Below are 22860 nucleotides of genomic sequence, written 5' to 3'. Positions count from 1 at the left end.
CAGCGGTCCGCACCCCTCTTGACAGGAACGTCGGAGCAGGGACGATCGGAACACGGGACACACGGGTGTCCCCGGTGAGGAGGATCCCATGGCGATGAGCGACGGCGTCGGGGCGGCCGTGCCCCTGCAGGTGTCCGTGGTCGCGGACGAGCCGCCCGGCGCGGATACCGCCGTCCGTGTGCCGCCCGTCGACGACGGACGCGCACCGGACCCGGGCGAGGCGGTGGCGTGGAGCCGACCCGACGACGCCCTGCCCGGCTACGAGGACCCCGCCATCCTGCGGGCCGGGGACTCGGGCCAGACCAACACCTGCGTGGCCGCCGGTGGGCCGCAAACGGACCTGTCCGGCTTCGACGGCGCGGGGGACGGCGGCGGGGAGTAGACCGTCAGGGCTTGCCGATGACGAGATGGCGGACGCCGTCGACGGTGAGGACCTGCCGCCCGCCCTGGTCGGTGAGGCAGAGGAGCACCCCGGTGCAGGTGGGACAGCGCAGGACCATTCCCGGTGCCTTCGCGTAGAGCAGGGCCGCGGCCAGGGGAGCCGAGGAGCCGCATCCCGCGCACGTGCACTCCGCACTGGTGAGATCGGAGACGAACTGCTCGAGGGCCCCGGCGAGGGCGTTGCCGTCGAGGTGTTCCTGGTCGAGGGGGTGGTGCCGGGTGTCGTCCATGGCTGTCCCTTCCTATCCTCCGTAGCGTTCGGTGCGGATCCGCCCGGCGTCGTGCCCGTCCTCCACGAGCCACGCAGCGACGGTCTCGACGAAGCCCGTCGAGCCGCAGATGTAGACCGACGGCGCGTCGGAGGGCGGGAAGCAGGACGCCGTCACGGCCTCGTGCGTGAGCCGACCGGCCGGCCGGCCGTCGGGCGCCTCACGGGAGTACGCGATGTCGATCATGACCTGGGTGTTCTCCTGGCCGATCACGGCGAGCTCGCCCCGGTAGAACACGGCATCGGGACTGCGCACCGAATACAGCAGGCGGACCGGCACCGCCGAACGTGCCTCGGAATGGGACCGGAGCATCGCCATCAGGGGAACCACCCCCGAGCCTCCGGCGATCAGCTGCAGCGGACCCGCCCGGTCCGGAGTCCAGGTGAACCACCCGCCCACCGGACCGCGGACCTCCAGCTGATCGCCCACGGACAGGACGCCGACCAGGAAGGGCGACACCTCGCCGTCGTCGAGCTCCTCGACCGTGAGTTCCAGCTCGCGCGGCGGCACCCACGCCGCCACGGAGTACGAGCGCACGGCCTGGTAGCCGTCCTCGGCCGTGAGCCGCAGGTCCACGTGCTGACCGGGGACACCGGTGACGACGTCGGGGAGACGCAGTCTCAGCGTCCGTGCACGGGCGGTCTCGGGGCGCGTGGAACTGACCTCGGCGGTCTGCCATGAGCGCCTCACCAGTAGCGTTCCTCACGCCAGGGGTCACCGTACATGTTGTATCCGTTGGTCTCCCAGAAGCCCGGCGAGTCCTGGTCCATGAGGTGGATCCCGCTGACCCACTTCGCGCTCTTCCAGAAGTACAGGTGAGGCACCAGCAGCCGGGCCGGGCCGCCGTGCGCGGGAGGGAGGGCCTCGCCGTCGAACTCGTGGACGATCCAGGCCCTGCCGTCGAGGAGATCGGCGAGCGGGACGTTGGTGGTGTAGCCGCCGTAGGAGTGCACCATGGAGTACTCGGCGTCGGACCCGACGTCCTCGAACAGGGTGTCGAGGGAAACGCCGCGCCAGGTGGTACCGACCTTCGACCAGTGCGTCACGCAGTGGATGTCCGTGGTGATGTCCTCCTGCGGCAGGGCCTGCAACTGCGGCCAGTTCCACAGGTGGGTCCGGCCGGGGCCCGCGGCGATCCGGAAGGTCCAGTCCGCGAGGGAGACCCGGGGCGTGGGGCCCGCGGACATCACGGGGAAGCTGCCGGTGAGGTACTGGCCCGGCGGGAGGTCCGTGTCCCGGTTCTGCCGCCTGCCGGTGAAGCCTGAGGTGGGTGTAGCCATGCGGTACTCCCGCGTAGGTGTCGCGCGCCGGATCGGCGGGAAGGAAGGTTCGTACGGGGGAGGTACGAGGAGGCCCGAGGAGAGCCGAGACGAAAGCACGGTACGAAGAAAGGTATTGCACCTGCCGGGCGCTGTCCAGAGCGGCCTCTCCGCGCTCCGTTCCTCGGACTAGGCTGGAACGGTGCCCAAGGAAACCTTCGATCTGCGCGCGATCGCGGTGGGAGCGTACGGTCCGTCGCTGTTCTACGGAGTGGCCACCGGGGCCATCCTGCCCGTCATAGCGCTCACCGCCCGTGACCTCGGCGCCGACGTGGCCACCGCGGCACTGGTCATCACGCTGTCCGGTATCGGCTCCCTCGTCACGAACGTCCCCGCCACCCTGATCGCCACGCGCTTCGGGGAGCGGAAGGCGCTCGTGGGGGCGGCGCTCTGGTGTGCGGCGGCGATGTTCCTGGCGCTCGCAGCCCCCACCCTGCCGGTCTTCGCCGCAGCCGTCTTCATGGTGGGGATGGCGGGCGCGGTCTTCGGACTCGCGCGCCAGAGCTACCTGACCGAGGCCGTGCCCCCGCACTTCCGCGCACGGGCGCTCTCCACGCTCGGCGGGGTCACGCGGATCGGCGTCTTCGCCGGCCCCTTCGCCGCGGCGCTGGCCATGAGCGGCCTGGGGCTCGACGGCGCGTACTGGGTGGGAGGCGTCGCGAGCCTCGTCGCTGCCGCCCTCAGCTGGCGGGTCCCCGAACTCGACGTGCCGGCCCGGGGCGCATCCTCGAGGCCCGGCGGGGCCGCGCTGGAGGCCGTCCTCGCGCCGACGGTGCGTTCGGTCATGCGCAGCCATGTCCGGATCTTCGTGACCGTGGGGATCGGGGTGCTGCTCATCGCGGCCGTCCGTGCCACCCGCCAGGCCGTCCTGCCCCTCTGGGCGGAGGACATCGGGCTCGACGCCTCGGCCACCGCGGTGATCTACGGGCTGTCCGGCGCCATCGACATGCTGATCTTCTACCCCTCGGGCAAGGTCATGGACGTGAAGGGCCGCCGCTGGATCGCCGTGCCGTGCATGCTCATCATGGGAACGGCCCTCACACTGCTGCCCCTCACCGACGACGCCGTAGGACTGCTCCTGGTCGCGCTGCTCATCGGCTTCGGCAACGGGATCGGCTCGGGCATCGTCATGACGCTCGGCGCGGACCTGTCGCCCTCACCCGGACGCCCGCAGTTCCTCGGTATCTGGCGCCTGCTCACCGACTTCGGCACCATGGGCGGGCCGGCCCTGCTCGCCCTCGTAACGGCCCTCGCCACCCTCTCGGCAGGCATCTGGTCCACGGCGGTTCTCGGATTCCTCGGCGCCGGCGTGCTCTGGTACTGGATCCCACGGGCCGCCCCGGGTTCCGCGGAACCGGCGAGGACGCGCTGACCCGGGCGAACCCTCCTCAGCGCCGCCCGCGACGGGTGATGGCACGCACCGCCAGCACGGCTCCCGCGGACGCCGCCACCCAGGGCCCCGCCACGACGATCGGGTCGATCCACTGGTGGTTGACGTCCACCCGCTTCTTGCCGAGGCGCGATGCGATGCCGTGCCTCCGGCCCTCGGACAGGACGCCCGTCTCGGTGATCGGGTTGTCGGGGCGGAGCGTCACGAAGGAGCTCGCATGAGCGCCCCAGGCTTCCACGCGGTCGCCGAGCAGCAGCAGCAGCCAGTGTGCCGCGCGGCCCTCGCTGTAGCGGTAGGCGTAGCGCCGGATGCTGCCCGAGACGCCGTGGAGCGGAACGCTCGTCCCGAAGACGGGCGTGAGCTGACCGTGCTCGATGGACCGCTCCCGGCCCTCGCTGTCCGGCTGCTCGTCGGGGTAGTCCCAGTGGGCGCCGGTGCCCTCGGGGTCGTAGATCTCGCGGGGGTAGGACGGACGGTCCTTCCGGTCGAGGTCCACGCCCCACCCGGGGATCCGTGCGCGCAACGCCTCGGCGGTGGGGATGTCCTTGGGTTTGTTCGCGACGTAGGGCGTCGAAGGCCCGGATGCTGCCATGGTGGTCTCCTAGCTGGGGTTCGCGATGATGAGCGTCTTGATGCAGTTGTCGAGCTTCGCCGAGAACATGTGGTACCCCTCGGCGATGTCCTCGAGCGGGATCCGGTGCGTCACGATGTCGTTGGGCTTCAGGTAGCCGTTCTGGATGTGCTCGAAGAGGCGGGGCCACTGCCGCTTCACCGGTGTCTGGTTCATGCGCAGCGTGAGTCCCTTGTTGAGGGCGTCACCGAACTTGACCGCACTGAAGATGGGACCGTAGGCGCCGACGACGGACACCGTCCCTCCCTTGCGCGCGGAGTCGATGGCCCAGTTCAGGGCGATGGGCGAGCCGCCCTGGAGCTTGAGCTTGGTGCCCGTGACCTGCTGGATGAAGTTGCCGTCCGCCTCGGCGCCGACGGCGTCGATCACCACGTCGGCGCCGAGGAAGTCGGTGGTCCTCTTCATCTCGACGATGATGTCGTCGTACTCCGCGAAGTTGAAGGTCTCGGCGTGGGCGAAGGTGCGTGCCTTCTCGAGCCGGTACTCGAGATGGTCGATGACGATCACGCGGCCGGCCCCCATGAGCCAGGAGGACTTCGCGGCGTAGAGGCCCACGGGGCCTGCGCCGAACACGATCACCGTGTCACCCTCGGCGATGCTGCCGAGCTGCGCACCGAAGTACCCGGTGGCCAGGGCGTCCGTGAGCAGCACGGCGTCCTCGCTGTCCATCCAGTCCGGGATGATCGTGGGCCCGACGTCGGCGAACGGCACGCGCACGAACTCCGCCTGCCCGCCGTCGTACCCGCCGGTGGTGTGCGAGTAGCCGTAGATGCCGCCCACCGCCGTCGCGTTCGGGTTCACGTTGTGGCAGTTGGAGTAGAGGCCACGCGCGCAGAAGTAGCAGGAGCCGCAGTAGATGTTGAAGGGGACCATCACGCGGTCGCCGCGCTTCAGGTTCTGCACCGACGGCCCTACCTCCTCGACCACGCCGATGAACTCGTGGCCGAACGTGTGGCCGATCCGCGTGTCCGGCATGAGCCCGTGGTAGAGGTGCAGGTCTGAGCCGCAGATCGCCGCGGTCGTCACCTTGATGATGGCGTCGTTCGGGTGCTCGATCTTCGGCATCGGCTTGTCCTCGACCCGGATCTTGTAGGGCCCGCGGTACACCATGGCTTTCATCGGTCGCCTCTTTCCGTCGCTTGTCCGGTCAGCGTTGCACCGTCTCGCCGATGCTTCAACGGCAGGGCGCCGCAGGGAAAATTCCGTGCGGAGGGACCCGCGGGGTGTTAAGGGAGCTGCGCCCGGTCCGCGGTCCTGCCGGCCTGTGCTGCGAAGAGCCAGCCCGCGGCGGCCGAGAGGGTGAAACCGACCCCGACGATCCAGCCGAGGCCCCACCAGAAGAACAGGGGCACTGTCGCCGTCCCGGGCTCGGACGCCGGGCCGATCACATGCACGGAGGCGTAGAGTGCCGCGGACACGGCCAGGCTGCCGAGCCCTGCGCACCAGCACAGCACCAGCCAGCCACGGGACGACGCCCAGTGCCCGCCGAAGCCGTCCCAGCTGTTCCAGCCATGGCCTGTCCGCAGGATCACCAGGCCTCCCAGGAGCGTCCAGGCACCCACCACCAGGAGGGCGGCGACGACGTCTGCCGGGCGGTGCCACAGGTTGATGAAGGTCGCCGCCCCCGCGAGGACCGAGTACGCGCCGCCTGCCGCCGCGGTGACCGGTCGCCAGCGCGGCGGCGCGATGATGAAGACGGCCGCGGCAGCCGATGCCGCGAGGGTTGTATGTCCGGAGGGTAATGAATTGAAGGCCAGGGTCGCGACGCCGCGGTCCGGCCGGTCGAAGACCACGTTCTTGAGGAGCTGCGTGGTCAGGTTCGAGGCCAGGATGACCGCGACGGCGACCGCCGCCGCGCCGTACCGCCGGCGACGGAACGCGACGAAGAGGATCGCAGCGGCGGCGAGGACCACGGAGATGGCGGGCAGCGTGTCGAGGAACCGAAGGAACGGCCCCTGGCTCTCGGGTGCCGCCACCCCTGCCTCGCGCCACGCGGACTCGTCAGCGAACTGGCCCGTGGTGGTGCGGACGAACGCCCAGTACGTCCAGCCGAGGGCCGCCGCGCAGGCCACGGCCGCCAGCACGAACAGCAGCGGTGAGCGTGCTGCCCGGTCCGGTCCCGTGGAGGTTCGTTGCGACGACATATCCCTCCATGCTTCCACACGATCCTGCGCGTCCCGTCATCATCCCGTGACCCCCCGCTGACCGTTCCCGGCCTCCCGTAGCCTGAGGTCGTGCACCCGAACCCGCCCCTGCCTCCCCTCGAGGAACTCGCCGCATCCGCGCGCGTCGTCTCGGTCCCCATGCGCGTCCGCTTCCGCGGCGTCCTCGTGCGCGAGGCGCTCCTGCTGCGCGGACCCGCCGGCTGGGGGGAGTTCTGTCCCTTCCTGGAGTACGACGACGCCGAGTCAGCGCCCTGGCTCGCGTGCGCGGTGGAGGCGGCGTGGCAGGGGTTCCCGGACCCGGTCCGCACGTCCGTCCCCGTCAACGCGACGGTCCCCGCCGTCGGGCCGCGCGAGGTGGAGGATGTGCTGGCCCGTTTCGGGGCCGTGGACGCGGTCAAGGTCAAGGTCGCCGAGAAGGGGCAGGGACTGGCGGATGACGTCGCGCGGGTCGCGGAGGTGCGGAGGCTCCTGCCCGACGCCGGCATCAAGGTCGATGCCAACGGCGGCTGGACGCAGGACGGGGCGCTCGAGGCCCTCGAGGCCCTGGGCCCCTTCAACCTGCAGTACGTGGAGCAGCCCGTGGCGGACATCGCCGGGCTGCGGGCCGTCCGGCTCGAGCTGCGGCGCCGCGGCGAGGAGGTCCTCGTCGCCGCCGACGAGAGCGTGCGGCGGCAGGAGGACCCGCTGCTCGTCGCACGGGAGGACGCCGCGGACCTCCTCGTCATCAAGGCGCCACCCCTCGGCGGTGTCCGGAGGGCCCTCGGGATCATCGACGCCGCAGGGCTGCCCGCGGTGATCAGCTCGGCGCTGGACACCTCCGTGGGCATCCGGGCCGGCGTGGCCCTCGCCGCAACACTGCCCGACCTGCCCTTCGCCTGCGGGCTCGCCACGGTGTCCCTCATGGCGGGCGATGTCACCCACCACTCCCTCGTGCCCGAGGGCGGCCGGCTCCCGGTACGGGAGGTCGAGGTCTCCGAGGGCCTGCTGGAGCGCTTCGCGGCCGCACCGGACAGGGCGCAGTGGTGGCTCGAGCGGCTCGGGCGCGCCCACGCCGTCCTCGCGGACTGAGTCGGGCCGCTCCCTCGCACGGGAGGTCGCGGGATCGAAGGGGCCCCGGACGCGGGTCTGCCGGCGGGCCGGGTGGCCGCGGGGCGAGCGGGTCCTGTTCGGGCCGCGTTCACGCGGTGTTCACCGGGCGGCACCTCGGCTGTTCAGGTGCTCTCGGCAGGGTGGGGGCGAACGCCGTTCATCCTGTTGAGAGGTACCACCCCCCATGACTGACACCACGCGCCGCCTGCTGCCCATGCTCGGCCACACGAAGGGGAAGCGCAGTGCCGTCACCTGCGCGCTCAAGTGTGACAATGCGTGCTCCGATGCCGTCTGCAACACGTCGAGCAACAACTACTTCCGCGACATCGTCTCGCGTGAGTTCTCGCGCCGCAGTGCCCTCGGCGCAGGCGCCGTAGGCGCGCTGACGCTGCTCGTCACCTCCCAGACGGGTGCCGGCACGGCCGTGGCAGCACCGCCGCCCGGCAAGGGGTACCTGAAGAGCAACCTGCCCTTCGACCCGATCGCCCCCGTGGACGCCCTCGTGGACGACATGACCGTGCCCCAGGGCTACGACTGGAACCCGGTCATCCGCTGGGGTGACCCCCTCTTCCGCACCTCGCCGGCCTTCGATCCGAACAACCAGACCGCAGCGGCGCAGGCCCTGCAGTTCGGGTACAACTGCGACTACACGGACGTCATCGAGATCGAGGGCAGCAAGGGCCGCCGCGCGGTGCTGTTCGCCAACCACGAGTACACCAACGAGAACATCATGGTGCCGCCGACGCTGCCCGCCGCCGAGGTGCGGGGCATCGGCAAGGCCGCCCACGGCCTGTCCGTCGTCGAACTCGAGCGCAAGAACAAGAACAAGCCGTGGTCCTACGTGCAGGGCGCGCCGCTCAACCGCCGCTACCTGACCACCACCCCGTACGAGGTCACCGGCCCCGCCGCCGGATCGGACCTGCTGAAGACCAAGGACGACCCCGCCGGCCGCAGCATCCTCGGTACCCTGGGCAACTGCGCCGGCGGCACCACGCCGTGGGGCACCATCCTCTCCGGCGAGGAGAACTTCAACGGCTACTTCGTGGCAGCCGGCACCAGCGACGGCGACCGGCGCTACGGCATCACCAGCAAGCCGACGGCACGCGGCTGGGAGATCGACGAGGCACGCTGGGACACCCGCAACGCGGGGTACGAGAACGAGAAGCACCGCTTCGGGTACATCGTGGAGGTGGACCCCTTCGATCCGACGTCCACCCCGAAGAAGCACTCGGCGCTGGGACGCTTCAAGCACGAGGGCGCCAATGTGACCGTCGCCTCCGACGGCCGCGTGGTGGCGTACATGGGCGACGACGAGCGCTTCGACTACCTGTACAAGTTCGTGTCGAAGAACAGGGTCCAGCCGGGCACCAGCCCTGCCGCTCGCAGGGCCAACATGACGCTGCTGAGCGAGGGCTCCCTCTACGTGGCGCGTTTCCAGGGCAACTCGGTGGCCGAGATCGACGGCACCGGCACGCTCCCCTCGGACGGTGCCTTCGACGGCGTCGGCGAGTGGCTGCCGCTGCTCGTCGACAACAGGTCCGTGGTGGCGGGCATGAGCGCCGCCGAGGTCGCCGTCTTCACCCGCCTCGCGGCGGACAAGATGGGTGCCACGAAGATGGACCGCTGCGAGGACGTCGAGCCGAACCCCGCCACGGGCAAGGTCTATGTCGCCTGCACCAACAACACCAACCGCGGAGTCGGCACCGCAGCCGTGGCGGACGAGGCCAATCCGCGCACGGCCAACCGCGACGGCCACGTCGTGGAGCTCACCGAGGCGGGCGGCAACGCGACGGGGACCCGCTTCACCTGGAATCTGCTCCTGGTGTGCGGCGATCCGGCCCGCAACCCCGCCACCTACTTCGGCGGCTACCCGAAGGACAAGGTCTCGCCGATCTCCTGCCCGGACAATGTGGCCTTCGACTCCGAGGGCAACCTCTGGATCTCGACGGACGGCCAGCCGAGCACCATCGGGTTCAACGACGGGCTGTTCAAGGTGCAGCTCGAGGGCGCGGAGCGCGGCCGCGTCGAGCAGTTCCTCGCCGTCCCACGTGACGCCGAGACCTGCGGCCCGGTCATCCACGACCAGGACGGCACCGTCTTCGTCGCCGTGCAGCACCCCGGCGAGGACGGGAAGTGGGGGGCGCAGAACTCGCTCTTCCCCGACTACGTGCCGGCCGGCGCGGTTCCCGGCAAGGGCGAGGCCGCCCTTCCGCGCCCCTCCGTGGTGCAGGTCTTCCGCGCCTAGGACCGCCTGCCCGCCGTCCCGGGTCCGTACGGCCCGGACGGCGGAGGCACGGGACCCCACCTGATGCACCCCCGTCTCCGGCCGGGGGTGCATCCGTGTCCGGGTGGAAGGATGGACACGTGACAGAACCAGCAGCCACCCCGTCCGTGCCCCTCGATTCCGCCACCTCGGCCGCACGCGCCGTCCGCGCCCTCGTGGACGGGGGCGTCACCGACGTCGTCGTCGCGCCCGGATCCCGCAGCGCGCCCCTCGCGTACGCGCTGGCCGACGCCGAGGCGGCCGGCCTGGTGCGGCTGCACGTGCGCATCGACGAGCGCGCCGGTGCCTTCACCGCCCTGGGCCTGGCGCTCGGCGGGCAGCGCCCGGCCGCCGTCGTGACGACGTCGGGGACCGCGGTGGGCGAACTCCTGCCGGCCGTCATGGAGGCGAACCACGCGGCGGTGCCGCTGGTCGTCGTGTCCGCGGACCGGCCCGCCGAGCTCCGGGGGACCGGGGCCAACCAGACCACGGTGCAGCCGGGCCTGTTCGGTGTGCACGTCCGTGCCGGCATCGACGTCGCGGCCGGTGAGGACCCCGCGTTGCCCGTCGCGGCGGCACTGCGCGCCGCCGTCGGGCGGCCCGAGCAGGGCATGCCCTCGGGTGCACCCGGACCGGTGCACCTCAACCTCGCCTTCCGGGACCCGCTGGTGCCTGACGGTGCAGACCCCGACGCTGCCGGGGCGCAGGTGCACGGGGGAGGGCGCCACGGCGCCGCGGGGGACGGACGCCTCCGCACCATCGGTGCGTCCACCGCCGACGGGGCGGCGGGGGCCGAGGGGACGGCGGGCGGCGCCGGGGACAGCAGCACCGGCCCCACGGATGTCAGCACAGGCACGGCCGGCAGGACCGTCGTCGTCGCCGGACACGGGGCGGGGGAACTCGCGGCCGTCTTCGCTGCCCATCTCGACCTCCCGCTGCTCGCCGAGCCGTCGTCGAACGCCCGCTTCGGCAGCAGCGCCATCGCGCCCTACCGGCTGCTGCTCGAGCACCTCGGGCCCGCCGTCACGCGCGTGGTGGTGTTCGGCCGCCCCACGCTGTCCCGTCCCGTCACCGCGCTGCTGGCCCGGCCCGACGTCGAGCACGCCCTGTACCTGCCCGAGCCCGTGGCCTGGTTCGAGGAGGGCCGGCGCACCGAGCGCATCATCGACACCCTGCCCGAGCTGCTGGCGTTCGCGGGCCGCGGCGGGGACGGCTGGCTGCGGTCCTGGCGGGAGGCCGGCGCCGCCGCCGAGGCCGCCATCCAGTCCCTCCTCGCCGGCGAGGACGGCCTCACCGGGCTGCACGTGGCGGACGCCGTCTGGGAGCACACCGACGGCAACCTGGTGCTCGGCTCCTCCAATCCCATCCGCGACGTGGACCTCGTAGCCGCCGCCGACTGGCATCCGCTGGAGGTCTTCGCCAACCGCGGGCTCGCCGGGATCGACGGCACCGTCTCGACGGCCACCGGGGTGGCGCTCGCCGCGGGCATCCCGACCCGCGCCCTCCTGGGCGACGTGACGTTCCTGCACGACGCCGGCGGCCTGCTCCTCGGCAGCGGCGAGGCGCAGCCGGACCTGCAGATCGTGGTCCTCAACGACGCCGGCGGCGGGATCTTCGGTCTCCTGGAGCACGGGGCGGAGACGACGACGGCGCGCTACGGCGCCGTCGTCGAACGCCTCTTCGGCACCCCGCACTCCGTCGATCTGGCGGCGCTGGCAGGGGCGCACGGCGTGCCCTTCCAGCGGGTGACGACGCTCGAGGAGCTGGATACGGCGATGGAGCGGACCATCACGGGCCGCTCCATCGTCGAGGTGCGCGCCGAGCGCAGCACTCTCCGGGACCTGCATGCACGCATCCGCCGGGCGGTGGCGGACACGCTCACCCGGTAGGGCCTCAGAGCACCTTCGAGAGGAACAGCCTGGTGCGCTCGTGCTGCGGGTCGCCGAGGACGTCCTCGGGCCTGCCCTGCTCCACCACCACGCCGCCGTCCATGAAGACCACGCGGTCGCCGACCTCGCGGGCGAAGCCCATCTCGTGGGTGACGACCATCATCGTCATGCCCTCCCGGGCCAGCTGCTTCATGACCTCGAGCACGTCGCCCACGAGCTCGGGATCGAGGGCGCTGGTGGGCTCGTCGAAGAGCATCATGTCCGGGTCCATGGACAGTGCGCGGGCGATGGCGACGCGCTGCTGCTGGCCGCCGGATAGCTGGGCGGGGAAGGCGTCGGCCTTCTCCGCCAGTCCCACCTTCTCGAGGTTTCGCTGCGCGATCGTGGTGGCCTCGGCCCTGCCCCGCTTCTTGGCGCGCTGCTGTGCGAGGGTGAGGTTCCTCAGCACGGTCAGGTGGGGGAAGAGGTTGAACTGCTGGAAGACCATCCCGATGCGCGTCCGGACGCCGTCGAGATCGGTCTCACTGTCCGTGATGTCCACGCCCTCCACCATGACGGTGCCGCTGGTGGGCTCCTCGAGCCGGTTCACGCAGCGCAGCAGGGTGGACTTGCCCGAACCGGACGGGCCGATCACGCACACCACTTCGCCCTGGTCCACGTGGAAGTCGATGCCCTTGAGCACCTCGTTGCTGCCGAAGGACTTGTGCAGCGCCCGGATCTCGATCGCGGGGACTGCCGCAGCGCCTGTTGCCGGATGGGCCACAGGGATCACCGGCCTCTCTTGTTGTGTCGTTCGAGCTTCGCGACGAGCTGGGTCAGCGGCAGCGTGATGACCAGGTACAGCAGCGCGGCGACGACGAGCGGCGTCGCATTGGCCTGGTTGGTGAGTGCGTCGCGGGCGAACGTCGTCAGCTCGCGGTCGCCGATGGCCATGCCCGCGATGAACAGGAGGGAGGTGTCCTTGATGAGGATCACGAGCTCGTTGGTCAGCGGCGGGGTGATGATCCGGAAGGCCTGGGGCAGGACGACGGTCACCATGGTCCACGCGGAGTTCATGCCCAGGGACCGTGCAGCCTCCACCTGACCCTTGGGCACCGCTTCGATACCCGCGCGGATGGTCTCCGCGATGTAGGCGGCGGAGACGATGATCAGGGCGATCAGGCCCGCGCCCGCGTTGCCGCCGGGCGGGCGCCACTGGAACGCGATGGGGATGGCGTAGGCGAAGCCGAAGATGACCAGCAGGGCGGGAAGCCCCCGGAAGAGCTCGATGTAGCCGGTGGCGAGCCATCGGTACGGCAGGACCGGGGAGAGTTTCATGAGGGCGAGCAGGAGGCCCAGCAGGAGGCCGCCGACGAACGCGATGGCCGTGTAGATGACCGTGTTCCTCGCCGCGATCGTGAGGATCTCGGGGAACACGGCGGCGGCGATGTCCGGATTGAAGAAGTAGGGCTGGATGGTGCCCCAGTCGGCGGACAGGATGACGAACAGGACGACGGCAGCGAACACCGCGTAGAGGACGCCCTGGATGAGGCGTCTGCGTGTCGATCGTTTCACGCGGGGGGACTACCTTCCTTCGGGAGGTTGCACCCGTGCGGCACCGGCGTCGAGGACTGCCGGCGCCGCACGGGTAGGGGGCGTGTTACTCCGCGAAGTAGGAGTCGTAGATTTCCTGGTACTTGCCGTTGTCGCGCAGCGCGGTGAGCTGCTCGTTGACGGCGGCGACGAGCTCCTCGCTGCCCTCCTTGGACATGATGAACCCGTACTGCTCGTCGGTGGGGAGTTCCTCGGCGATCGTGAAGGCGCCGTCCTCGGTGTGGCCGAGGTTCACCGGCAGGTCCTGCAGCAGGGCGTCGACGTTGCCGGCCTGGATGGCGGCGTACATCTCGGCGTCGGAGGGGAACTGGACCAGTTCGGCCTCGGGGGCCTTCTCCGCCGCATGGGTTGCGCCGGTGGTGCCCTGCTGGACGCCCACCTGCTTGCCGGCGAGGTCGTCGATCGAGGCGATGTCGGAATCGGTCGGCACGAGGATCGACTGGAGCGAGTCGTAGTACGGGTCCGAGAACGCGAGGTTGGCCTGGCGTTCCTCGGTGATGGTGACGGCGCTGGCGCCGATGTCGCACTGGCGGGCACCGAGGACGGCGCCGCTCTGCAGGCCGTCGAAGCCGACATCCTGGACGGCGAGCTCGAGGCCCATGCCGGAGGCGATCTCCTTCATGAGATCCATGTCGAACCCGGTGTACTCGCCGTTCTCCTCGTACTCGAACGGCGGGTAGGGGATGTCCGAGCAGACGGTCAGGGTGCCCTCGGACACGAGGTCCAGGCCGCTCGCCTCAGCGGAGCCGGCGTCGTCGGAGCCTCCACCACACGCGCTCAGGGCAAGGGCGCCGGCGGCCAGGGCGGCCAGCATTGCGGGTTTCTTGGAAAGCATGGGTTCCTCACTAGGGCAGACGGGATGCAGGTGAAAAATGTCCTGCTGATTCTAACGACGAATGCAGGAAGTGCATCACGGGCTACGGCTGTTGCCCCCCGATCACCGCCGCGGCCCGTCTCCGCGGGACAGGCCGAGGGCCTCGATCATGGGCCGGAACTTGCTCCACGTCTCCGCCAGCTCGGCCTCGGGCTGGGAGCCCTCGACGATCCCGCACCCCGCGTACAGCCGTACCCGGGTGGGGGTCTCGACGACGGCGCCGCGCAGCGCGATGCCCCACTCGCCGTTGCCCCCGGCATCGATCCAGCCCACGGGTCCCGCGTAGGGGCCGCGCTGGAGGTGTTCGAGTTCGCGGATGAGCGCCCCGGCCACCGTGGTCGGCGTGCCGCACACCGCGGCGGTGGGATGCAGCGCCTGCACCAGGGCCAGCGACGTCGGCACCTGGCCGTCGTCGTCGACCGCCAGCCGCGCCGTGACGTCGGAGGCCAGGTGCCACACGTTGGGCAGCTGCAGGACGAAGGGCTCGCTGTGCGAGGTCATGGAGCTCGTGAAGGGCTCGAGCGTCTCGGTGAGCGAGTCGATGGCGATCTGGTGCTCGTGGAGCTGCTTCTCCGACCCGGCGAGCACCCGCGTGGGGTAGTCGGGGTCGCCCGCGGGTGCGTTGGCCCGGTCCAGGGTGCCGGCGAGCACGCGCGCCCGCGCGGTGCTGTTCTCCACCTTGATGAGCATCTCCGGCGTCGAGCCGATCAGGCCGTCCACGGCGTACGTCCAGCAGTCCTCGTACCGCACGGCGAGCTCGCGCAGCACCTGCGCGGTGGCCACGGGCGTGGCGAGGTTCGCCACGATGTCGCGCGCCAGCACGAGCTTGCTCAGCTCGCCCGCCCGCACGTGCTTGACGCCCTCGGCGACGGCCACCTTGTACTGGTCCTCGGTGAGCACGCCCGGGCCGAGGCTGTCATCGGGGCCGGGGGAGCGGTCGGCGTCGGGCTCCATGAGGTAGGCGGCGAGGGCGGCCTCGGCCGCCTCGGCGGTCAGCTCGGCCTCGGCGTCGTCCGTGATGTAGGTGAGCCAGCTCATCCCCTCGCTGCAGCCGACCACCACCTCCGGGACGATCAGGCGCGATTCGTGGAGGGAGGTCTTGGAGAAGGCGAAGGAGCCGAAGGCGATCAGGCCGGAGCCGGGGACGGCGAGCTCGTCCTGCACCTCCGCGCCGGCGAGCTCGCGGCGCCACCACTCCTGGGCCTGCGTGAAACGGTCGGGGCCGGTGACGGTGAAGCGTGCGGTCTCGCCGTAGGCGACCAGCCCGCCGCCGCGGCGGATCCAGGTATGGGCGTCGTTGCGGACCACGTACTCGAGGAGGCCCGCCTGGGGATCGATGGTGCCACGCGCCACCGTGATGCTGCGGAGGCCGCGGGAGTGTCCGGGCGCAGGCGGCAGCGCGGTGAGGGACGGTGTGCTCATGATGCTTCAAGCGTACTCCGCGGCATCGTGCCGAACCCGGGGTGATTAGGTGCATCCCCGTTGTTTGAGACAATGACGGGGTGAACCGTGCATCGCTGGAGAAGCGTCCTGACGAAGTGGCAGCCATGTTCGACGACGTGGCGCCCCGCTACGACGTCGTCAACGACGTCCTGTCGATGGGGCAGACGCGCCGCTGGCGCCGGATCGTCGTCGACGCCGTCGGTGCCGAGCCCGGCCAGCGCGTGCTGGATCTCGCCGCTGGCACCGGCACCTCGAGCGAGCCCTACGCCGACGCGGGGATCGACGTCGTCGCATGCGACTTCTCCCTCGGCATGCTGAAGGTGGGCAAGCGCAGGCGCCCGGACATCTCCTTCGTGGCCGGCGACGCGACGAACCTGCCGTTCGCGGACAACTCCTTCGACGCCTCGACCATCTCCTTCGGCCTCCGCAACGTCAACGAGCCGAAGAAGGCGCTCGCCGAGATGCTGCGCGTCACGCGGCCGGGCGGCCGCCTCGTCATCGCCGAGTTCTCGCAGCCCACGGTGGCGCTGTGGCGCACCACCTACACCGAGTACCTGATGCGGGCCCTGCCGGCGATCGCCCGGAAGGTCAGCTCCAACCCCGACGCCTACGTCTACCTGGCCGAGTCCATCCGTGCCTGGCCGAACCAGGACGAGCTCGCCGCGTGGCTGGGCGAGAGCGGCTGGAACGACGTCGAGTACCGGAATCTCAACGGAGGAATCGTCGCCGTGCACCGCGCCACCAAGGCGCCGGCAGCACCGGGCGAGGAGCCGTTGCTGCCCGGCCAGGTCCGCCTGCGCCGTACGTCTGCGGCCGCGTAGATGACCGTCCTGATCGTCGGTGCGGGCCCGGCGGGATCCACCGCGGCGTACTACCTCGCGAGCGCGGGCATCGAGGTCACGGTCCTCGAGAAGACCTGGTTCCCCCGCGAGAAGGTGTGCGGCGACGGCCTGACGCCCCGTGCCACCCGCGAGCTGCAGCTGCTCGGCCTGCCGCACGACGAGAGCGAGGGGTGGCGCCGCACCAGGGGCCTCCGCCTCATCGCCGGCCGGCGCACCGTGGAGGTGCCGTGGCCCGAGCTGAGCGACTTCCCCGACTACGGGCTCGTCCGTACCCGCCTCGGTTTCGACGACGCCCTCGCGCAGCACGCCCGCGCCGCCGGCGCCACGATCCTCGAGGGCCATTCCGTGACCACCGCGCTGCGCGACGACGCAGGCCGGGTCACCGGGGTGACGGCGAACCTGCTCGACGCCGACGGCCGCAGGACGGGCGAGACGCGCACGTTCACGGCCGACGTCGTGCTCGCGGCCGACGGCAACTCCACACGCACCGCCGTCAGCCTCGGGATGCAGAAGCGCGACGACCGGCCCCTCGGCGTCGCCGTCCGCACGTACTTCACGAGCCCGCGCACGGACGACGACTGGATGGAGGGCTGGCTGGAGCTGCCCGACGCCACCGGCAGGCCGCTGCCCGGCTACGGCTGGGTCTTCGGCGTGGGCGACGGCACGTCCAATGTGGGGCTGGGAATCCTCAACTCGTCGGCGGAGTTCGGCAAGCTGGACTACAAGCAGGTCCTGCGCGACTGGACGGCGGGCATGCCCGCCGAGTGGGGCTTCACGCCCGAGAACATGGTGGGCGAGATCCGGGGCGCGGCGCTGCCCATGGGCTTCAACCGCACACCGCACTACAGCCCCGGCCTGCTGCTGCTCGGCGACGCCGGCGGCATGGTGTCCCCGTTCAACGGCGAGGGGATCTCCTACGCCATGGAGTCCGCCCGCTACGCGGCCGAGTTCATCGAGCGGGCGCAGGGCGTGGGCTCGCAGCTCGGCCGGGACCAGGTCCTGTCCGGCTACGCCCCGTACGTGCGCGGGCAGTGGGGGAGCCATTTCACGCTCGGACGCGTGTTCGCCCAGCTGATCGGCAAGCCCGCGGTCATGTCGCTGGCGCTGCGCACGGGGATGCCGGTCCCGGTGCTCATGCGCTTCGTGGTCCGCATGCTCGCCAACCTGACGGACACCGGCGGCCGGGGCTTCGAGGACCGCGTCATCCATCTGCTCGAGTCCCTCGTCCCGCCCACGTCCAACCAGCCGTCGCTGGCGGCCTATCTGCGTGCGCAAAGCGCCGCCCCACTTCGTTAGGCTTAGACGGTGACACACTCCTTCAATCCCGGGTGGACCAGCGTGGGCCATGGCAGCGCGCTGGACACGGCGGACGTCCCGGACGACGCCGACGCGCTGCGTCTGCCTCCCGGCTTCGCCCTCATCGCCGAGGACCCGGAGCTGGGCCCGTCCGTCTCGTCCTGCCTCGCCGAGGTGGAGAAGCAGCTCCGCGGGGCCATCAGCAACTCCGATCCCCTCGCCGACGCCACGAGCCGGCATCTCGTCGAGGCCGGCGGCAAGCGCATCCGGCCCCTCCTGACGATCCTCGCCTCCCACCTCGGTAACCCGGCCGGCGCCAAGGTGGTCCAGGCCGCCGTCGTCGTCGAGCTGACGCACCTCGCCACGCTGTACCACGACGACGTCATGGACTCCGCGCCCTACCGCCGCGGTGCCCCGACGGCGCACGAGGTGTGGGGCAACTCCGTGGCCATCCTCACCGGCGACCTCATCTTCGCCCGGGCCTCGATCCTCGTGTCGGAGCTCGGCGGCGAGGCCCTCGGCATCCAGGCCCGCACCTTCGAGCGGCTGTGCCTCGGCCAGCTGCACGAGACCGTCGGGCCGCGCGAGGGCCAGGACGACCTCGAGCATTACCTGTCCGTGATCGCCGACAAGACCGGCTCGCTCGTGGCGGCCTCGGGTCAGCTCGGCGCGATCTTCGCGGACGCTCCGCGGGAGGTCGTGGACGTCATGGTGTCCTACGGCGAGAAGGTCGGCGTCGCGTTCCAGCTCGCCGACGACGTCATCGACGTCACGGGCCTGAAGGTGAAGTCGGGCAAGGCTCCCGGCACCGACCTCCGCGAGGGCGTCCCCACCCTGCCTGTCATCCTGCTGCGCCGCGCCGCCGCGGCCGGGGACCGGTCCGCGGCCGACGTCGTCGCGCTCGTGGACGGCGACCTCTCCAGCGACGAGGCCCTCGCGGAGGCGGTGGCCGCGGTGCGCTCGCACCCGCAGACGCAGGAGGCCTGGGCCGTGGCGCAGCAGTGGGCGGACGCCGCCGTCGCCGCCCTCGCGCCGCTGCCCGACAGCGTGGTGAAGCAGGCGCTGGAGAGTTTCGCGCAGGCCGTGGTCAGCAGGGACGTCTAGCCCCGCCCGCCGTCGTACCGGCTTCCCCGGCGTACCGCCCCTGTGCCCGGAGCGTCCCGGGACGTGGCGCGGCCGAGTCGTCGAGAACCAGGAACGACGACGGTGCCGGATGGGCCTACCGGGGGAGGAACGCCCTCAGCTCGTCGGCCTTCCGCGCCCGGACCGCGGGATCCACGATGGGCCGCTTCGGCGTGAAGTAGAAGCCGTCGTCGTGCCAGCGGGGCAGCACGTGCTGGTGGTAGTGCCAGACGTGCTGGCTGCCGGCGGGCTCGTTGTGCTGCCGCGTCGAGATGCCGTCCGGGGCCCAGGCGAGCTTGATCGCGATCGCGATGTCGCGGGTGAGGGTCATGATGCGGGCCGCGACGTCGTCGGGCAGTTCGTACAGCAGCTCGACGTGCTCCCGCGGTGTGACGAGCACGTGGCCGGGGTTGGGCTCGAAGCCGTGGGAGGCGATGAAGGCCAGTACCAGGTCGTCCGAGTGGATGACGTCGCCCGGGCGGCACAGGTTCCCGGCGTTGCTGAAGTCCCCGCGCGCCAGGTCGCAGAAGGGGCACCGGTAGCCCGCGGGCGCGTGGTGGGCGAACTCCATCAGTTCTCCTCGTCCTCCTCGAACACCCACTCGAACAGGTCGAGCACGTACTCGGTGAAGGTGCCCTCCTCGCTCTGCCATTCCCCGCGGGCGTTGTTGCGCCGCCACACGATCGGATCGGGGACGTCCAGCTGGTCGGCCCTCATGCCCCACGTGAACTGCTCGTCCTCGTCCTCGAGGAACAGCAGGAAGCCGTCCTCGATCTCGAGCTCGTCGGGGTCCCAGAAGAAGTGGAACGCCTCCATGATGTCCTCGGTAGCGCCGACGGCCCGGTAGAACTCGTGGAGGGCCAGCGGGAGCTCGAAGTCCTTGCCCTCGAGGAGGTCGGCGAGTTCCTCCTCGGACAATCCGTCCTCCTCGGCCCACTCGTCCTCGAAGTACTGGGGCACCAGGGCGCGGAATCTATCGGAAAACAGCTCGGTCACGGGTACTCCAGGAGTGGTGGTGGGGGGTCCTCCCATCCTAGCCCGACGCCCTCGGCACACGGGCTACTTCTGCGTCGCCGGACTCCGTGCTGCGAGCGGCGCATGCCATCCGTACCGCCAGGCGAGCACCCGGAAGGAGAACACGAGCGACGCGGCGATCGTGCCGGTGACGAGCGTGAAGGAGTCCGTCAGGTACAGGACGGTGACGATGACGGCACCGAGCATCGCGGGGAGGGCGTAGATGTCGCGTGGGTCGAAGAGCTGCGGGATCTCGTTCGCGACGACATCGCGCAGCAGGCCGCCGCCCACGGCGGTGGTGACACCCAGCAGGACGGCGGACACCGGGTTGAGGCCGACCTCGAGCGCCTTGATGGTGCCCGTGATGCAGAACAGGGCCAGTCCGGCGGCGTCGAAGACGACCAGCACGCGCTTGACCCGCTCCACGCCGGAGAAGACGAAGTAGACCAGGACGGTGGCCAGCAGCGGGGGCAGCAGGTACGCCGGATCGGTGAACGCGGCCGGCGGCACGTCGATGATGAGGTCGCGGGCCACACCACCCCCGAGCGAAGCGAGGGAGGCGAGGAGGAGCGATCCGACGATGTCGAAGCCCTTGCGAGCCGCCAGGAGCGAGCCGGAGACGGCGAAGAAGAAGACGCCGAGGAGATCGGCGGCGAGGGCGATGTGCGAAGCGGTATCCATCTCTTCCTTCGGCGGGCGGTCGTGCCGCGAGCCGGCGCGCGGCCGCGTCCGGGCATCGGGGCCCCGACCAGCATGACAGAGGCTGCCCGGACCCCGTGCCGACGCCGCACGACCGGGCGGCGACGCGACGCCCGGCACTAGGCTGGCCCCATGACGAGCGGACACGCAGCAGGCACGGAGACGGTGGGACCGAGCGCGCAGGACGGCTCGCGGGCGATGCGCGTGGCCTCACGCCTGATCGGCCTCCTGCCGACCAAGAAGCACCTCAGCGGCACCGACTGGGTGAACGCCAGATACCCGGACCGCACGTACCCCTCGGTGGCCGCGATCCCCTGGACGTTCAAGCAGACGCACACCATCCAGGAGAAGCGGATCGACGGCGTCCGCACCATCACCGTCCGGCCCCTGCTCGGTGCCACGCGCTCGCACATCATCTACACGCACGGCGGCATCTACATCAACGAACTGGCCCGCCCGCACTGGTGGATCATCGCGCAGCTCACCAAGCGCACCGGCGCGGCCGTGACGGTGCCCCTCTACCGCCTGGCACCCGAGAGCACCTACCGTGAGGCGTTCCCCTACCTGGTCTCGGTCTACCGGGACGTCCTCGCCACGGCCGAGCCGCAGGACGTCACGCTGATGGGGGATTCCGCGGGCGGGGCACTCGCCGTCGCCCAGACCTGGGCCTTCCGTGACGCCGGGCTGCCCGCACCCGGCCGCGTCGTCGCCTTCTCGCCCTGGCTCGACGTCACGGGCACCAACCCCGAGATCCCCCGGTACGACGCCGTGGATCCCATGCTCTCCGTGCCCGGCGGGGTGCGGGCCGGGCTCTGGTGGTCCGGCGGTGACGACCCCAGGACGCCGCTCGTGAGCCCGGCCTGCGCGCCCGCGGACCTGCTCGCCGCGGTCCCGGCCACGCGGATCTACCAGGGGACGCGCGACGTGTGCATGGCCGACGCCACGGTGTTCCGCGACCGCGCGGTAGCGGCGGGGGCGGACGTCACCCTGAGGGTCTACCCGGGCGGCTTCCACGTCTTCCCGGCGTTCCCCCGCCTCCCGGAGTCCCGGGAGGTCTACGCCGATATCGCCGCGTTCCTCGGGCGACCGGCGCTGCCCTAGGCGCCGGCAGCGCCGCCCGAAGCACGTCCCAGGAGCCGGGTGGCGGTCAGGCTGCGCCGGAGTCCCGGGACAGGACCCATACATTGGTGTCGTCCTGGCGTTCGACCGTGACGGTGGTGACGAGTGCACGGATCATGGCGAGTCCCCGGCCCGACTCGTCGTCCTGCAGCGTCCCGTCGTCCGGGAAGGCCGGCCCCGACGGCGGATCGAGGTCGGGGAGCGGGTCGATCGGTTCGGCGCCGATCTCACTGATCACGGCACTCAGCCGCCCGGGTGCATGCTGGTCAGTCCGCGGAACGCCTCAGGATGACGACGGTCACGTCATCGGCGACCTCCGGGACATCGGCCCGGTCCAGCAGGGCTGCGCAGGCAGCCTCGGCGCTGGCAGCCGCCGTCACCACGTCCGCCACCGCCTCCGTGAACTGCTCGACCGTCTCGTAGATATCCAGGAGGCCGTCGCTGACGATGGCCAACTGGTCCCCGGGTCCGAGACGGACCACCCCTGCGCGCCACTTCTGGTCAGGCCATGCTCCGACCGGCGGCCCGGCCGAGGGCAGCCGTGTCGCACTACCGTCCGCTGCGACGTGCAGCGCGAGTCCGTGGCCGGCATCGACGTAGTCGACGACACCGGTCGCCGCATCGAGGCGGCCGTGGAAGAGCGTGACGAAGGAGTTCGTCTGTTCGAGATCGGCTTCCGTCGCGCGAGCCGCCGTGGCGAACGCGGTCTCGATGCCCGGCTGCCTCGCGACGGACCGGAGGGTCGCCCGCACCGTCGCCGCGACCAGTGCTGCCCCCATGCCCTTGCCCATGGCGTCGGCGACCGTCAGGTGCAACCCCTCCGGTGTGCTGTACCAGTCGTAGAAGTCCCCACCGACGCTCCTCGATGGCCGGAACCGCCCCGCGAGCACGTAGTCGCGGAGTGTGAGCTTGTCGCGGGGAAGCAGATTCTGCTGCACCTCCGCGGCCCGCAGCCGATCATCCGCGTTGGCGATGTCCACCGCGGCCTGCCGACTCTGGCGACGGAACAGCGTGTTCACGCGAGCCACGAGCTCGCGCGGGCTGAAGGGCTTGGAGATGTAGTCGTCCGCGCCGGTCTCGAGGCCCGTGAGGCGCTCGATCTCATCGGTGCGCGCCGTGATCATGAGGATGTATGCATCGGAGAAGGTGCGCACCTCCCGGCACAGATCCACTCCGTCGCCGTCCGGGAGGTTGAGGTCGAGCGTGATGAGGTCGGTACCGGCCCGCGCCTTCTCCAGACCCTCGCGCGCGGTCGCCGCCTCACTCACCTGGAAGCCCTCCCGCTTCAGGACCTGGACGAGCAATCCCCGGATGTCGCCGTCGTCCTCGACAACCAGTGCACGGCGAACCTCTGGGGCGACAGTCATGATGCTCATTAAACGCTACTCGGCAGCATGCCCCG

General features: G+C 71.0%; 24 protein-coding genes. 9 read left to right on the top strand and 15 right to left on the bottom strand.

Annotated elements, in window-relative coordinates; genetic code table 11:
• Positions 1-88: 88 nt before the first annotated feature.
• Entirely contained in the window at positions 89-382 is a 294-nt protein-coding gene (locus CI785_RS16110) for a hypothetical protein (RefSeq protein WP_105033077.1), read from the top strand.
• Between the two features lie 4 nt (positions 383-386).
• Here CI785_RS16110 and CI785_RS16105 read toward each other — a convergent pair whose 3' ends face one another.
• From CI785_RS16105 to CI785_RS16095, 3 genes are read right to left on the bottom strand one after another with little or no spacing between them, the layout of a single operon-like run.
• Complete coding sequence (locus CI785_RS16105; protein ID WP_105033076.1) at positions 387-671, bottom strand: DUF6510 family protein; 285 nt, start codon at positions 669-671, stop codon at positions 387-389.
• 12 nt (positions 672-683) lie between these two features.
• Positions 684-1400, bottom strand: coding sequence for an FAD-binding oxidoreductase (locus CI785_RS16100; protein ID WP_205753653.1), 717 nt, complete (start codon positions 1398-1400; stop codon positions 684-686).
• The gene (locus CI785_RS16095) at positions 1397-1990 is read right to left on the bottom strand and encodes a sulfite oxidase-like oxidoreductase (protein WP_105033074.1); all 594 of its coding nucleotides are present in this window, start codon (positions 1988-1990) and stop codon (positions 1397-1399) included. Before CI785_RS16095 ends, CI785_RS16100 begins: the two co-directional genes overlap by 4 nt.
• A 181-nt stretch (positions 1991-2171) precedes the next feature.
• Here CI785_RS16095 and CI785_RS16090 point away from each other — a divergent pair, with 181 nt between their 5' ends.
• Positions 2172-3401, top strand: a complete 1230-nt coding sequence (locus CI785_RS16090; RefSeq protein ID WP_105033073.1) for an MFS transporter — start codon at positions 2172-2174, stop codon at positions 3399-3401.
• Positions 3402-3417: 16 nt separating this feature from the next.
• Here CI785_RS16090 and CI785_RS16085 read toward each other — a convergent pair whose 3' ends face one another.
• From CI785_RS16085 to CI785_RS16075, 3 genes are all read right to left on the bottom strand, one after another.
• Positions 3418-4011 carry a hypothetical protein gene (locus tag CI785_RS16085; protein ID WP_105033072.1) on the bottom strand — a complete coding sequence of 198 codons (594 nt, stop codon included), beginning with the start codon at positions 4009-4011 and terminating at the stop codon, positions 3418-3420.
• 9 nt (positions 4012-4020) lie between these two features.
• A complete protein-coding gene (locus tag CI785_RS16080; RefSeq protein ID WP_105033071.1) occupies positions 4021-5169 on the bottom strand; it encodes a zinc-dependent alcohol dehydrogenase in 1149 nt (382 codons plus the stop codon).
• Positions 5170-5276: 107 nt separating this feature from the next.
• Positions 5277-6194: a phosphatase PAP2 family protein gene (locus CI785_RS16075; protein WP_105033070.1), complete on the bottom strand. Its 918-nt coding sequence runs from the start codon at positions 6192-6194 to the stop codon at positions 5277-5279.
• Positions 6195-6284: 90 nt separating this feature from the next.
• On the opposite strand from CI785_RS16075, the gene CI785_RS16070 reads away from it, so the two are divergent.
• From CI785_RS16070 to menD, 3 genes are all read left to right on the top strand, one after another.
• A complete protein-coding gene (locus tag CI785_RS16070) occupies positions 6285-7283 on the top strand; it encodes an o-succinylbenzoate synthase (RefSeq protein ID WP_105033069.1) in 999 nt (332 codons plus the stop codon).
• Between the two features lie 205 nt (positions 7284-7488).
• Positions 7489-9549: a PhoX family protein gene (locus CI785_RS16065; RefSeq protein ID WP_105033068.1), complete on the top strand. Its 2061-nt coding sequence runs from the start codon at positions 7489-7491 to the stop codon at positions 9547-9549.
• 119 nt (positions 9550-9668) lie between these two features.
• Positions 9669-11456 (top strand): 2-succinyl-5-enolpyruvyl-6-hydroxy-3-cyclohexene-1-carboxylic-acid synthase, encoded by a 1788-nt coding sequence (menD, locus tag CI785_RS16060; RefSeq protein ID WP_205753652.1) that lies wholly within the window; start codon positions 9669-9671, stop codon positions 11454-11456.
• 4 nt (positions 11457-11460) lie between these two features.
• Here menD and CI785_RS16055 read toward each other — a convergent pair whose 3' ends face one another.
• The 4 genes from CI785_RS16055 to CI785_RS16040 form a co-directional block, all read right to left on the bottom strand.
• A complete protein-coding gene (locus CI785_RS16055) occupies positions 11461-12219 on the bottom strand; it encodes an amino acid ABC transporter ATP-binding protein (protein WP_170068258.1) in 759 nt (252 codons plus the stop codon).
• Between the two features lie 5 nt (positions 12220-12224).
• Complete coding sequence (locus CI785_RS16050; RefSeq protein WP_105033066.1) at positions 12225-13010, bottom strand: amino acid ABC transporter permease; 786 nt, start codon at positions 13008-13010, stop codon at positions 12225-12227.
• Between the two features lie 85 nt (positions 13011-13095).
• On the bottom strand, positions 13096-13863 hold the full coding sequence (locus CI785_RS16045; protein WP_240615246.1) for a transporter substrate-binding domain-containing protein: 768 nt from the start codon (positions 13861-13863) through the stop codon (positions 13096-13098).
• Between the two features lie 123 nt (positions 13864-13986).
• On the bottom strand, positions 13987-15345 hold the full coding sequence (locus CI785_RS16040) for an isochorismate synthase (protein WP_105033064.1): 1359 nt from the start codon (positions 15343-15345) through the stop codon (positions 13987-13989).
• An 80-nt stretch (positions 15346-15425) separates the two neighbouring features.
• On the opposite strand from CI785_RS16040, the gene CI785_RS16035 reads away from it, so the two are divergent.
• The 3 genes from CI785_RS16035 to CI785_RS16025 are packed head-to-tail and all read left to right on the top strand — an operon-like array spanning position 15426 to position 18608.
• Complete coding sequence (locus CI785_RS16035) at positions 15426-16187, top strand: demethylmenaquinone methyltransferase (protein ID WP_105033063.1); 762 nt, start codon at positions 15426-15428, stop codon at positions 16185-16187.
• Complete coding sequence (locus tag CI785_RS16030; RefSeq protein WP_105033062.1) at positions 16188-17504, top strand: geranylgeranyl reductase family protein; 1317 nt, start codon at positions 16188-16190, stop codon at positions 17502-17504.
• A 9-nt stretch (positions 17505-17513) separates the two neighbouring features.
• Complete coding sequence (locus CI785_RS16025; RefSeq protein WP_105033061.1) at positions 17514-18608, top strand: polyprenyl synthetase family protein; 1095 nt, start codon at positions 17514-17516, stop codon at positions 18606-18608.
• Positions 18609-18723: 115 nt separating this feature from the next.
• On the opposite strand, the gene CI785_RS16020 is transcribed toward CI785_RS16025, so the two are convergent.
• The 3 genes from CI785_RS16020 to CI785_RS16010 form a co-directional block, all read right to left on the bottom strand.
• Positions 18724-19197 carry an HIT family protein gene (locus CI785_RS16020; protein WP_105033060.1) on the bottom strand — a complete coding sequence of 158 codons (474 nt, stop codon included), beginning with the start codon at positions 19195-19197 and terminating at the stop codon, positions 18724-18726.
• Positions 19197-19622 carry a hypothetical protein gene (locus CI785_RS16015; protein ID WP_105033059.1) on the bottom strand — a complete coding sequence of 142 codons (426 nt, stop codon included), beginning with the start codon at positions 19620-19622 and terminating at the stop codon, positions 19197-19199. The genes CI785_RS16020 and CI785_RS16015 overlap by 1 nt, the downstream gene beginning before the upstream one ends.
• Before the next feature lie 63 nt (positions 19623-19685).
• The gene (locus CI785_RS16010) at positions 19686-20321 is read right to left on the bottom strand and encodes a trimeric intracellular cation channel family protein (protein WP_105033058.1); all 636 of its coding nucleotides are present in this window, start codon (positions 20319-20321) and stop codon (positions 19686-19688) included.
• A 150-nt stretch (positions 20322-20471) separates the two neighbouring features.
• On the opposite strand from CI785_RS16010, the gene CI785_RS16005 reads away from it, so the two are divergent.
• Positions 20472-21440: an alpha/beta hydrolase gene (locus CI785_RS16005; RefSeq protein ID WP_105033057.1), complete on the top strand. Its 969-nt coding sequence runs from the start codon at positions 20472-20474 to the stop codon at positions 21438-21440.
• Positions 21441-21486: 46 nt separating this feature from the next.
• Here the strand turns inward: CI785_RS16005 and CI785_RS17605 are convergent, their stop codons facing one another.
• Positions 21487-21696 (bottom strand): ATP-binding protein, encoded by a 210-nt coding sequence (locus CI785_RS17605; RefSeq protein ID WP_240615245.1) that lies wholly within the window; start codon positions 21694-21696, stop codon positions 21487-21489.
• A gap of 28 nt (positions 21697-21724) precedes the next feature.
• Positions 21725-22825, bottom strand: a complete 1101-nt coding sequence (locus CI785_RS15995; protein WP_105033056.1) for a SpoIIE family protein phosphatase — start codon at positions 22823-22825, stop codon at positions 21725-21727.
• Positions 22826-22860: the final 35 nt, after the last annotated feature.

The sequence above is a fragment of the Arthrobacter ruber genome (genome assembly GCF_002954225.1).
In the GTDB taxonomy this organism is placed as follows: Bacteria; Actinomycetota; Actinomycetes; order Actinomycetales; family Micrococcaceae; genus Arthrobacter_D; species Arthrobacter_D ruber.
Note: the sequence above shows the minus strand (reverse complement) of the source record. Positions and strands in the feature narration are given on the sequence as shown.